The sequence below is a fragment of the Mycobacterium sp. NGS39 genome (assembly GCF_059812765.1).
The window spans coordinates 114,360-127,112 of sequence record NZ_JCALDH010000004.1 but is presented as its reverse complement, the minus strand read 5'-3'; the positions used below and the strand labels follow the sequence as shown (position 1 = coordinate 127,112).

Here is a 12,753-nt window from a genome sequence, read left to right as displayed (position 1 = left end):
GGAGTCGACCTTCCGAGGAATAGTTAGCAGAGGCTGCCCTAACTTGCCGTAGGCTACCGTACGTTCACCGAACAGGACACGCCTACCGTGGAGACTCCGAACATCCGTGACCACTGCCAAGCCCCCCGAAAACGCACCACCGGAGGTGGTGGACGGCTTCGTCCCGTTCCCGCCCGAGCGCGCGGCCTCTTACCGCGCAGCGGGCTACTGGACCGGCCGCCCACTCGACTCCGTGTTGCGCGTGGCCGCAACACGATGGCCGAACCGGACCGCTGTGGTGGATGCCGTCGAGCGCTACACGTATGCCGAACTCGACGCACGGGCAGACCGCGCAGCCGCCGGGTTCGCGTCGCTCGGGATCGCGCCGAACCAGCGTGTACTGCTCCAACTGCCCAATTCGTGCCGCTTCGCGGTCGCGCTGTTCGCTCTGCTGCGCACCGGCGCCATCCCGGTCATGTGCCTGCCCGGCCACCGGCTCGCCGAACTCAGCCACTTCGCCGAGGTGAGCGGCGCGGTCGCGGCGGTGATCGCCGACGAGGTGAACGGCTTCGACTACCGCTCGATGGCCGAGCAGCTGGTCGCAGCACATCCTGCGATGCACCATGTCGTCGTCGACGGCGAGGCCGGCGCCTTCACCCCGTGGGCCGAACTCGTCGCTCACGACGACGAGCCTCCGGCCGTCACCGTCGACCCGGAGTCGCCGGCGTTGCTGCTCGTGTCGGGCGGCACCACCGGCCCACCGAAGCTCATCCCCCGCACCCACGACGATTACCTCTACAACGCCACCGCGAGCGCGGCATTGTGTCGGCTCACCCGGGATGACGTCTACCTCGTGTCACTGCCGGCAGGGCACAATTTCCCGCTGGCGTGTCCCGGCATCCTCGGCGCGATAAGCGCCGCTGCGACAGTAGTTTTCAGCACCGACCCGAGCCCGGAGTCGGCGTTCGCGACGATTGAGCGGCACCGGGTCACCGTCACCGCGCTGGTGCCGGCGCTGGCCAAACTGTGGGCACAGGCGTGCGAGTGGGAGCCGACTCCGCCGAGAAGCCTTCGGCTGCTTCAGGTTGGCGGGGCAAAGCTGGGTGCCGACGACGCGCGCGCGGTCGGGGCTGCGTTGACACCTGGACTGCAGCAGGTGTTCGGGATGGCCGAGGGCATGGTCTGCTACACGCGGCTCGACGATCCGGCCGACGTGGTGTACCACACGCAAGGCCGCCCGTTGTCCGCGCACGACGAGCTGCGCGTGCTCGACGAGGCCGGCAACGACGTCGGGCCCGGCGGGGAGGGCGAACTGCTGGTGCGCGGACCGTACACGTTCAACGGCTACTTCCGCGCCCCACGCGACAACGAGCGAGCCTTCAGCCCGGACGGCTTCTACCGCACCGGCGACCGGGTGCGTCGCTTCACCAACGGCTACGTGGAGGTGACCGGCCGGGTCAAAGATGTCATCCAGCGCGCTGGGGAAACAATCTCTGCGCTCGACCTCGAGTCACATCTGCTGACGCACCCGGCTGTCTGGGCGGTCGCCGCCGTAGGGCTACCCGACGATTACCTGGGTGAAAAGGTTTGTGGAGCAGTGGTTTTCGGTGGGACGCCGACGACGCTGGCCGACCTCAACTCCTACCTGGACGAGCGAGGTGTAGCCACCCACGCGCGGCTGGACATGCTGGTGCCCATGGCTGAGCTGCCGACGACAGCGGTAGGCAAGGTCGACAAGCGCGCGCTCGCAACACTATTGAGCGCTTCGGCCTAGGCGCGCGCGACCAGATAGGGCGCGAGACTGGTCAACTTTTCGCAGGTTTCCTCGAACTCGCGTTCCGGCGACGACTCGGCGATGATCCCGGCACCGGCCCGTAGCCAGGTGCGGCCGTCGCGTTCGTAGGCGGCCCGCAACACCAACGCGGCGTCCAGTCCGCCGTCTGCAGTCAACGCCACGACAGCGCCCGAGTACAGGCCTCGCGGGGACTCGTCCAAGCGCAGGATCGATTCGATGCCCTCGGCCTTCGGAATGCCTGACGCGGTCACTGCCGGGAAGAGCGCCTCGAGCGCGTCCATGCGGTCACACGACCGGTGCAGCCGCGCACGCACCGTCGAACCCAGATGCTGGACGCTGCCGCGTTCGCGCACGGACATGAAGTCACTCACCACCGTGCTTCCCGGTTCGGCGACCTCGGCGATCTCACGCAGCGAACTGCGCACTGAAATGGCATGCTCGACAATCTCTTTGGTGTTGTACTCCAAGTCGTTGCGGGCGGCGATGTCGTGTGCGGAGCCACGGCCGAACGCCCGGGTGCCCGCCAGCGGTTCGGTGACCACGATGCCGTCGTGGCGCACCGCGGTGACCAATTCGGGGCTGTAGCCCAGCGCGCGAATACCGCCCAGCCGCAACAGGAATGAGCGAGCCGGGGTGTTGTGGCGACGGCCCAGCCGGTACGTCGCCGGGAAGTCTAGAGCAAACGGCACCACGACACTGCGCGACAGGATCACCTTGTGGTAGCGGCCGGCGCGGATCTCCTCGACGGCGGCCACCACGCGTTCGCGGTAGCGGCTGGGATCCGAGCGCAGATCGGCCGCGCGGGTCGGCCCGATCGGCGGGGGACCGACGGTCTGCAGCCGCGACAGCACCGCGTCGCACTCGTCCGGCCCGTCGAGGACAGTGCCGTCAGCGGCGACGACGACGCGCGTGCTCGGTACGAACAGCCGCGCCAACGGCGTTTTCGGTGGCAAATGTCGTTGCAGCCCAGCGCGATACGCGCCGAACTCGAAAGCAATCCACCCGTACGCGGCGTCGGACTCCAGTAGCAGTTGGTCGACCACTTCCCCGAGTTTCGCCGCGGGCCGCCCGGACCACGCCTGACGGTGCACCACGCCGTCGCGCACCACGCGAAGCTCGTCGCTGTCGAGTTCGACAAGCGTCTGGGTGCCCATCGCCAGCGTCCAGCGACCGGCGTTCTCGTATAGCAGGTAGTCGTCGCCTCGGGCCTCCGGCACTGCGCCGGCCAGTCCGGCGACGACGTCCGCCGGCGCAACCGTGGCCGCGAGGGACTCCGTCACGGAATGTAAGATAGCAGAGGCTAACCTAACTACGCGCGCGACCGCGATAGTCGCTCTCTCCCGGATGCAGCAATGAACGCTCCAGTCCATGTACGCCATCGCGATACCATGGGTGCTTCTTCGCGATCCGAGGGGAAAGGGGTTCCGTGCCGCAGGCACCCGTCGCGGCCCTTGGTATGGAGGGAACCTTCCGGGCTGAGCGACCGGTCCCGGACCCGTCCGACGCCGAGCCGTCCTCTAGCCAGCCGGGCATGCGGTCCGGCCAGCTCGTCTCGGGGAAGCGATGAACGTCGTCGTGATCCTGCTCAGTCTGCTGGGCTTTCTGGTGCTGACTTTGGGCACCGCGGTATTCGTCAGTGCCGAATTTTCGTTGACGTCTCTGGAACGCAGCACAGTGGACGCCAACGCGCGCACCGGCGGTCCACGCGACCGGATGGTGCAGCGGGCCCACCGCACGTTGTCATTTCAGCTTTCCGGTGCTCAGCTCGGCATCTCCATCACCACGCTGATCACCGGCTACCTGGCCGAGCCGTTGATCGCTCGGCTGCTCCGGCCGCTTCTGACCGCGGCGAAGGTGCCCGACACTTGGGCTGACGGCACCGCGCTGGTGCTGTCGCTGCTGATCGCCACGTCGGTGTCGATGGTGTTCGGCGAGTTGGTGGCGCAGTACCTCGCGGTGGCGCGGCCGCTGCAGACCGCGCGCATGGTGGCCGGACCACAGGTGATGTTCTCGATGGTGTTCACCCCGCTGATCCACCTCACCAACGGCACCGCGAACTGGATCCTGCGCCGCATGGGTATCGAGCCCGCCGAAGAACTGCGATCCGCACGTTCTCCCCAGGAATTGGGGTCGCTGGTGCGCAACTCCGCGCGGCGTGGCTCGCTGGATCCGACCACGGCGACGCTGGTCGACCGATCCCTGCAGTTCGGTGCGCGCACCGCGGAGGAATTCATGACGCCGCGATCCAAGATCGAGGCGCTGGAAGCCGCCGACACCATCGCCGATCTGGTGGCCAAGGCCACCCAGACCGGCTTCTCCCGCTTCCCGGTCACCGAGGGCGACCTCGACGAGACGATCGGTCTGGTGCACGTCAAGCAGGTGTTCGAGGTCCCCCACGACCAGCACGCCCGCACCCGGCTGGCCGATGTCGCGCTTCCGGTATCGGTGGTGCCCTCGACGCTCGACGGCGATGCGCTGATGGCGCAAGTCCGGGCCAACGGGCTGCAGACGGCGCTGGTCGCCGACGAGTACGGCGGCATCGCCGGAATGGTGACCGTCGAAGACCTCATCGAAGAGATCGTCGGCGACATTCGCGACGAGCACGACGAAGAAACGCTGGACGTGCAGCAGTCCGGCCGCGGCTGGCGGGTGTCGGGGCTGCTGCGCATCGACGAAGTCGCAGCGGCGACGGGATTCCGCGGACACGAGGGCGAATACGAGACCATCGGCGGCCTGGTGATGCACGAACTCGGCCACATCCCCGAGGTCGGCGAGTCGGTGGAGCTCGAGGCGTTCGAACCCGACGGCTCGCTGGACGACCCGATTCGCTGGCGCGCGACTGTGGCGAAGATGGACGGCCGGCGCATCGACCAGCTGGAGCTGGTGAAGCTGGGCCGGCGCGGCGACGAACGAGACGAGCTTTGATGGCCGACGTGCTCGGGGTCGTGCTGACCGTGCTGCTGCTGTTGGCCAACGCGTTCTTCGTGGGTGCCGAGTTCGCACTGATCTCCGCGCGCCGCGACCGACTCGAGGCGCTCACCGAGCAAGGCAAACGCACGGCGGTGACGGTCATCCAGGCCGGACAGAACCTGTCCATGATGCTGGCCGGGGCTCAGTTGGGCATCACGGTGTGCTCGATCCTGTTGGGCCGCATCGGCGAACCGGCCGTCGCGCATCTGCTGGAGAAGCCCTTCGACTTGGTGGGCGTGCCCGACGCGGTGCTGCACTCGGTGTCGTTCGTGGTCGCGATCACGATCGTCGTTGTGCTGCATGTGCTGCTCGGCGAGATGGTGCCCAAGAACATCGCGATCGCCGGTCCTGAGTCGGCGGCGATGCTGTTGGTGCCGCCGTATCTGTGGTGGGTGCAGGCCACCCGGCCGGTGATCGCGTTCTACGACTGGTGTGCGCACGTGACGCTGCGCGCGATGCGGGTCGAACCCAAGACCGAACTCGAGAACACGGTATCGGCCGTCGAACTCTCCGAGATGATCGCGGAGTCGCGGTCGGAGGGCCTGCTCGACCCCGAGGAGCACATGCGGTTGTCCCGCGCGCTTCAAATCCGCAACCGGGTCGTGTCCGACATCGCGATCCCGCTCGGCGAGGTCCACACTGTCGAGATTGCCCCCGACAGCGACGGCCCGACCGTCGAAGCCATCCAGCGAGCGCTCGGCGAGACGGGATACTCGCGGTTCCCGGTCGTCGACGCCACGGGCGGGTTCGTCGGATACGTGCACATCAAGGACGTGCTGCCCGCTGTCGACGACCCGGACGCTGTGGTCGACCGCTCGACTGTGCGGCCCCTGCCCGAAGTTTCGGAGAGCATGTCGCTGCCCGACGCGCTGTCGCGGATGCGCCGCAACAACAGCCACCTGGCGTTGGTGGTCGGCGCCGACGGTTCGGTGACCGGCATGGTGGCCTTGGAGGATTTGGTCGAGGACCTCGTCGGCACTGTCCGTGACGGCACGCACCGTGTCTGACGCGCTTATCGAAGCCGACTGGACGCGGCGACGCGAGCTGCACCGGCAGCGGGTCGACGCGCTCGTCGGGCCCTACCTGCAACGGCGCGGCGACGGTGCGTCGCATCCCGTCGTCGACTTCTTGTTCACCTACTACACGTTGCGGCCCGGTCATCTCGCGCGCTGGCATCCCGGGTTCGGCGTGGGACTGGCGGGCCAGGCGGCCGAGGCGTACACGAGGCTGGCCGGCTATCGCCGGATCGGTGACGTGGTCACCGTCGACCCAGCCCTGCTGCAGCGGCGTCGCGGCACCGTCGAATTCGTCGTCGGACTGCTGGACGCCACAGCCGCGCGGCCCGCGCAGCTGGGCTGCTTCGGGCTGCACGAATGGGCGATGGTGTATCGCACCGAGCGGCCTCGCCATCAGGTACCGCTGCGGTTGGGGCATCGCGGCACCGATGCGGTGGTCGAGTCAATGCCGTTGCGCTGCACGCACTTTGACGCGTTCCGCTTCTTCACTGCGCCGGCGCGCGACCGCAACAGCGCGCAGTTGACGCGGGAAATGCAGGTGGACACCGAGCAGCCGGGGTGTCTGCACGCCGCGATGGACCTCTACAAGTGGGCGGCCAAGCTGCTGCCGCTGGTCGACTCCGACGTCCTCATGGATGCGTTCGAGCTGGCCTTCACGGCACGCGAGCTCGACATGCGGGCCAGTCCGTACGACCTTCGCAGCCTGGGGTACGAGCCGGTGTGCATCGAGACGCCCGCAGGCCGCGCGGAGTACGTGCGTCAGCAGGTGGCGATCGCGCAGCGGGCAGCGACTGTGCGCCACGCAGTGCTGAAGCGGTGTCGCGCCTTGCTCGCCGCCGCGTCAGCGCCGTGATTTCGGCGCGCAACACGACGCCGGGCATCGGTTCGCGCACCGAAATCCCTGGAGCCGGTGCTGCCCGTGCCGGAAAAGCCGACGTTACCGCTGGGTAAGCTGTACCGACACAACCGACGGGAGGACGCATGACGGAGCGGGTGGCAACCGGCAACCTGCGAGTGGCCAAGGTGTTGTACGACTTCATCAACGACGAGGCGTTGCCTGGCACCGACATCGATCCCGACACCTTCTGGGCCGGCGTGGACAAGGTGATCACCGATCTCGGTCCGCGCAACGCCGAGCTGCTGGCCCGTCGCGACGAACTGCAGGCCCAGATCGACAAGTGGCACCGCCAGCGGGTCATCGAGCCGATCGACCAGGAGGCGTACCAGCAGTTCCTCGTCGACATCGGATACCTGCTTCCCGAACCCGAGGACTTCACCGTCACCACCGCCAACGTCGACGCGGAGATCACCTCCACGGCCGGCCCTCAGCTGGTGGTGCCCATTCTCAATGCCCGGTTTGCGCTGAACGCGGCCAACGCCCGGTGGGGATCGCTGTACGACGCGCTCTACGGCACGGACGTCATCCCCGAGGACGACGGCGCGGAACAAGGCGACAGTTACAACCCGGTGCGCGGCGACAAGGTCATCGCGTACGCGCGCAAGTTCCTCGACGACTCGGTTCCGCTGGCCAACGGCTCCTACACCGATGCGACAGCCTTCCGCATCGAAGATGCCGATTCGGCCGGCCGCCTGATCGTCACACTCGACGGCGACCGCGAAACCACGCTCGCGCAACCGCAGCAGTTCGTCGGTTACACGGGCGACCCGACTTCACCGGACTCGGTGCTGCTGGTCAACCACGGCCTGCACATCAACATCCTCATCGACCCGGACTCCCCTGTCGGCAAGACCGACAAGGCCGGCGTCAAAGACGTGGTCCTCGAGTCCGCGGTCACCACGATCATGGACTTCGAAGACGCGGTGGCGGCCGTCGACGCCGACGACAAGGTCCGCGGCTACCGAAATTGGTTGGGACTCAACAAGGGTGACCTGGCTGCCGAGGTCACCAAGGACGGCAACACGTTCACCCGGGTTCTGCACGAAGACCGCCGATACACCGCGCCGGACGGCAGCGAATTCACCCTGCCCGGCCGCAGCCTGCTGTTCGTCCGCAACGTGGGCCACCTGATGACCAACGACGCGATCACCGTGAGCCAAGACGACGGCACCGAGACCGAGGTCTACGAGGGCATCCAGGATGCGTTGTTCACCAGCCTCATCGCGATCCACGGGCTGCGGTCCAGCGACGCCAACGGCCCGATGGTCAACAGCCGCGCGGGCTCGATCTACATCGTCAAGCCAAAGATGCACGGTCCCGACGAAGTGGCGTTCACGGTCGAGCTGTTCAGCCGCGTCGAGGATGTGCTCGGCCTGCCGCAGAACACGATCAAGGTCGGGATCATGGACGAGGAACGGCGCACGAGCGTCAACCTCAAAGCGTGTATCCGCGCCGCGGCGGACCGCGTGGTGTTCATCAACACCGGCTTCCTGGACCGCACCGGCGACGAGATCCACACGTCGATGGAGGCCGGCCCGATGGTGCGCAAGGGCACCATGAAGAGCCAGCCGTGGATCCTCGCCTACGAGGACAACAACGTCGACGTCGGGCTCGAGTGCGGACTGCCCGGGCACGCGCAGATCGGCAAGGGCATGTGGACTATGACCGAGCTGATGGCCGACATGGTCGAGCAGAAGATCGGCCAACCCAAGGCCGGCGCCACCACCGCATGGGTGCCTTCGCCCACCGCGGCCACGCTGCACGCGATGCACTACCACCAGGTCGACGTCGGCGAGGTGCAAAAGGAGCTCGCCGCAAAGGGCCGGCGGACAACGCTGCAACAGCTGCTGACCATCCCGCTGGCCAAAGAGCTGGCCTGGGAGCCCGACGAGATCCGCGAAGAGGTCGACAACAACTGCCAGTCGATTCTGGGTTATGTGGTGCGCTGGATCGACCAGGGCATCGGCTCGTCGAAGGTGCCCGACATCCACAACGTCGCGTTGATGGAAGACCGTGCCACGCTTCGCATTTCGAGTCAGCTGCTGGCCAACTGGCTCAAGCACGGGGTGATCACCGCCGAAGACGTGCGCGCCAGCCTCGAGCGGATGGCTGCGATCGTCGACCGGCAGAACGAGGGCGATTCGGCGTACCGGCCGATGGCGCCGAATTTCGACGACAGCATCGCGTTTCTGGCCGCCCAGGATCTGATTCTGTCCGGAACGGAGCAACCCAACGGCTATACCGAGCCGATCTTGCATCGCCGCCGTCGCGAGGCGAAAGCCAGACTGAACGGAGCCTGAGGGCATGGGCAAGCACAGCATTCCCGGCCCGGACGAGACGCCCAGAGAACCGTTCCGCGCCACGCCGCCGCCCGAGCCGTCGTCGGCGTCGCTTCCTGCCCACGGCCCGACCGAAGAATTCGACGGCCGCGACTCGGCGCCGGACGCGGCGGCCGGGCCGTCCGATGAGACGCCCAGCGGCCGCTTCGCCCGCGGCACCTGGCAGGGCGGCCACCGCAGCACAGACCGCAGGCGTCGCGGTGTGAGCATCGGCGTGATCGTGGCGTTGGTTGCGGTCGTGGTGGTAGTCGGCGCGATCATCATGTGGCGGTTTTTGGGTGACACGCTCTCCGACCGCTCGGACACCGCGGCGACCAGCTGCCACGGTGCCGACGTGCCCGTCGCCGTCATCGCCGACCCGTCGATCGCCGAGCAGATCACCACGCTGGCCGACCGGTACAACAAGTCCGCCGATCCGATCGGCGACCGCTGCGTGAAGCTTGGTGTCAAAGCGGCCGACTCCAGCGCCGTGGTCGACGGTTTCGCCGGCACCTGGCCCGGCGAGCTGGGACAGCGGCCGGCGCTGTGGATTCCGGCGAGCTCGATTGCGACCGCAAGACTGCAAGCGGCGGGCGGATCGAACGTCATCACCGACAGCCGGTCACTTGTCAAGACGCCGGTGGTGCTGGCCATCAGACCGCAGCTGAAAACCGCGCTGGCCGAACAGAATTGGGGCTCGCTGCCCGGCCTGCAGACCAACCCGGTGTCGTTGGATGCGCTGAACATGCCGGGCTGGGGCTCGCTGCGGCTGGCGCTGCCCACCACGGGCAACAGCGACGCCACCTACCTGGCCGCCGAGGCGGTTGCGGCTGCGTCCGCTCCGCCCAACGCCCCGGCCACCGCCGGTGTGGGCGCAATCAATGCGTTGCTCGCCGGACAGCCCAAACTGGCCGACTCGAAGCTTTCGACCGCACTCGACGCGCTGACCGCCAAGGGCGACCCGGCCGCGGCACCGGTGCATGCGGTGGTGATGACCGAACAGCAGCTGTATCAACGGTCGGCGAAGATGCCTGAGGCCAAGGACGTCGTCAGCTCCTGGCTGCCGCCGGGACCCGCCGCGGTGGCCGACTACCCGATGGCGTCGCTGGCCGGCAACTGGCTGTCCGAGGAACAGGTCACCGCGGCCAGCGAGTTCAAGAAGTTCCTCCAAAAGCCGGAGCAGCAAGCCGAATTGGCCAAAGCCGGATTCCGTGCCGGAGATCAGGCGCTGCCCAAGAGCGACGTCACCAGCTTCTCGCCGCTGTCGGCAACGCTGTCGGTCGGCGACGAATCGGCGCGGGTCACATTGGCCGACGCGGTCACCACGCCCTCGTCCGGAGGCGCGGTCACGATCATGCTCGACCAGTCGATGCCCGAACAAGAGGGCGGCCAGAGCCGACTGGCGAATGTTGTTGCGGCGCTGAAGAACAAGCTGCAAGCGCTGTCTCCCACCGCGGCGGTCGGGCTGTGGACGTTCGATGGGGTCGAGGGCCGCAGCGAAGTGCCGACCGGTCCCCTGTCCGACGACGTGAACGGGCAGCCGCGCTCGGCCGCGCTGACGGCGGCGCTGGACCGGCAGTACTCGTCGAACGGCGGTGCCGTGTCGTTCACCACGCTGCGGATGATTTACGACGGCGCGCTGGCGAACTTCCGGCCCAACGCGAAGAACTCCGTGCTGGTGATCACCGCCGGTCCGCACACCGACCAGTCTCTGGACGGCGCCGGTCTGCAGGACTACATCCGTAAGACGTTCGATCCGGCCCGTCCGGTGGCCGTCAACGTCATCGATTTCGGTGCCGACTCCGACCGCAGCACATGGGAATCGGTTGCCCAGGCCACGGGCGGCACTTACCGGAACCTACCCACGTCAGACAGCCCGGACCTCACGGCCGCGGTGTCGACGATGATGGGCTGAGGTCAGTCGCGGTCCGGCGCGGTGCGCAACGGTGTCGGCGCGTCGGTCTCGAGTTTCTTCTCGCGATGGCCGCCGATGTGGGATTCGGCGCGCATGCGCTCGACCATCCACGGGTAGTGCAGCTCGAATGCCGGCCGCTCCGAACGGATCCGGGGCAGCTCGTAGAAGTTGTGCCGCGGCGGCGGGCAGCTGGTGGCCCACTCCAGTGAGTTGCCGTAGCCCCAGGGATCGTCGACGGTCACCGGCTCGCCGTAGCGCCAGCTGCGGAACACGTTCCAGGTGAACGTGATCATCGAGATGCCCAGAATGAAAGCGCCGATGGTCGACACGATGTTCAGCGTTTCGAAGCCGTCGCTGGGCAGGTAGTCGGCATAGCGGCGCGGCATCCCCTGGTTGCCCACCCAGTGCTGCACCAGAAACGTGGTGTGGAAACCGATGAACGTGGTCCAGAAGTGCAGCTTGCCCAGCCGCTCGTTGAGCAGCCGGCCGGTCATCTTCGGGAACCAGAAGTACACACCGGCGAACGTCGCGAACACGATGGTGCCGAACAGCACGTAGTGGAAGTGTGCGACGACGAAGTAGCTGTCGGTGACGTGGAAGTCCAGCGGCGGGCTGGCCAGCAGCACCCCTGACAGCCCACCGAGCAAAAACGTCACCACGAACCCGACGGCGAACAGCATGGGCGTCTCGAAGGTCAGCTGTCCCTTCCACATCGTGCCGATCCAGTTGAAGAACTTGATGCCGGTGGGCACCGCGATCAAGAACGTCATGAAGGAGAAGAACGGCAGCAGCACCGCGCCGGTGGCGAACATATGGTGCGCCCAGACTGCCATCGACAACGCGGCGATGCTGAACGTGGCGTACACCAGCGTGGTATAGCCGAACAGCGGCTTGCGGCTGAACACCGGGATCACTTCGGTGATGATCCCGAAGAACGGCAGCGCGATGATGTACACCTCGGGGTGGCCGAAGAACCAGAACAGGTGCTGCCACAGGATCGCACCGCCGTTGGCCGGGTCGTAGATGTGCGCGCCGAGATGCCGATCGGCCGCCAGCCCGAACAGCGCGGCCGTCAACAGCGGAAAGACCAGCAGCACAAGGATGCTGGTCACCAAGATGTTCCAGGTGAAGATCGGCATCCGGAACATCGTCATGCCCGGGGCACGCATGCAGACGATCGTGGTGATCATGTTGACGCCGCCCAGGATGGTGCCCAGGCCGCCGACGGCCAGACCCAGAATCCACAGATCGCCGCCCGCGCCGGGGCTGTGAATAGCGTCAGTCAGCGGACTGTAGGCCGTCCAGCCGAAATCCGCCGCGCCACCTGGCGTGATGAACCCGCTCAGCGCGATCATCGCGCCGAACACGAACAGCCAGAAGGACAGTGCGTTGAGCCGCGGGAACGCGACGTCGGGTGCGCCGATCTGCAACGGCAGCACGATGTTGGCGAACCCGAACACGATCGGGGTGGCGTAGAAGAGCAGCATCGCGGTGCCGTGCATGGTGAACAGCTGGTTGTACTGCTCGTTGGACAGGAATTGCAGCCCGGGTACGGCCAGCTCGGCGCGGATCAGCAACGCCATCAGCCCGCCGATGAAGAAGAACACGAAGCAGGCGACCATGTACATGATGCCGATCAGCTTGTGGTCGGTGGTGGTGATCAGCTTGTAGACCAAGTTTCCCTTGGGCCCCAGCCTGGCCGGGAAGGGTCGACGTGGCTGCAGTCGTGGCAGGGCGGTCGCTTCTGCGGTCATGGACATCCCTTGTCATCGGATGCTGGTGTGCTCGATCCTATGCCTGTACCCCGTCGAGGCGAAGATTTTCCCGACGAGCTTCGGCGGCCCGCGATGTCGGCCGCACTC

8 protein-coding genes are annotated in these 12,753 nt (G+C 66.9%); 6 read left to right on the top strand and 2 right to left on the bottom strand.

The features are described from left to right. Positions 1-106: 106 nt before the first annotated feature. A complete protein-coding gene (locus tag AC5Y39_RS07400) occupies positions 107-1,753 on the top strand; it encodes a (2,3-dihydroxybenzoyl)adenylate synthase (RefSeq protein ID WP_500016857.1) in 1,647 nt (548 codons plus the stop codon). Here AC5Y39_RS07400 and AC5Y39_RS07395 read toward each other — a convergent pair. After that, positions 1,750-3,144 (bottom strand): salicylate synthase, encoded by a 1,395-nt coding sequence (locus AC5Y39_RS07395; RefSeq protein ID WP_500017083.1) that lies wholly within the window; start codon positions 3,142-3,144, stop codon positions 1,750-1,752. The genes AC5Y39_RS07400 and AC5Y39_RS07395 overlap by 4 nt on opposite strands. A 193-nt stretch (positions 3,145-3,337) precedes the next feature. On the opposite strand from AC5Y39_RS07395, the gene AC5Y39_RS07390 reads away from it, so the two are divergent. The 5 genes from AC5Y39_RS07390 (at position 3,338) to AC5Y39_RS07370 (ending at position 10,891) form a co-directional block, all read left to right on the top strand. Next, the gene (locus AC5Y39_RS07390) at positions 3,338-4,699 is read left to right on the top strand and encodes a hemolysin family protein (RefSeq protein WP_500016859.1); all 1,362 of its coding nucleotides are present in this window, start codon (positions 3,338-3,340) and stop codon (positions 4,697-4,699) included. After that, positions 4,699-5,751 (top strand): hemolysin family protein, encoded by a 1,053-nt coding sequence (locus AC5Y39_RS07385; protein ID WP_500016861.1) that lies wholly within the window; start codon positions 4,699-4,701, stop codon positions 5,749-5,751. The genes AC5Y39_RS07390 and AC5Y39_RS07385 overlap by 1 nt, the downstream gene beginning before the upstream one ends. Then, the gene (locus AC5Y39_RS07380) at positions 5,744-6,613 is read left to right on the top strand and encodes a 3-methyladenine DNA glycosylase (protein ID WP_500016863.1); all 870 of its coding nucleotides are present in this window, start codon (positions 5,744-5,746) and stop codon (positions 6,611-6,613) included. The genes AC5Y39_RS07385 and AC5Y39_RS07380 overlap by 8 nt, the downstream gene beginning before the upstream one ends. A 128-nt stretch (positions 6,614-6,741) precedes the next feature. Continuing rightward, positions 6,742-8,958 (top strand): malate synthase G, encoded by a 2,217-nt coding sequence (locus AC5Y39_RS07375; RefSeq protein ID WP_500016865.1) that lies wholly within the window; start codon positions 6,742-6,744, stop codon positions 8,956-8,958. 4 nt (positions 8,959-8,962) lie between these two features. Further along, on the top strand, positions 8,963-10,891 hold the full coding sequence (locus tag AC5Y39_RS07370; RefSeq protein ID WP_500016867.1) for a substrate-binding domain-containing protein: 1,929 nt from the start codon (positions 8,963-8,965) through the stop codon (positions 10,889-10,891). Between the two features lie 2 nt (positions 10,892-10,893). Here the strand turns inward: AC5Y39_RS07370 and ctaD are convergent, their stop codons facing one another. Next, positions 10,894-12,645 (bottom strand): aa3-type cytochrome oxidase subunit I, encoded by a 1,752-nt coding sequence (ctaD, locus tag AC5Y39_RS07365; protein ID WP_500016869.1) that lies wholly within the window; start codon positions 12,643-12,645, stop codon positions 10,894-10,896. Positions 12,646-12,753: the final 108 nt, after the last annotated feature.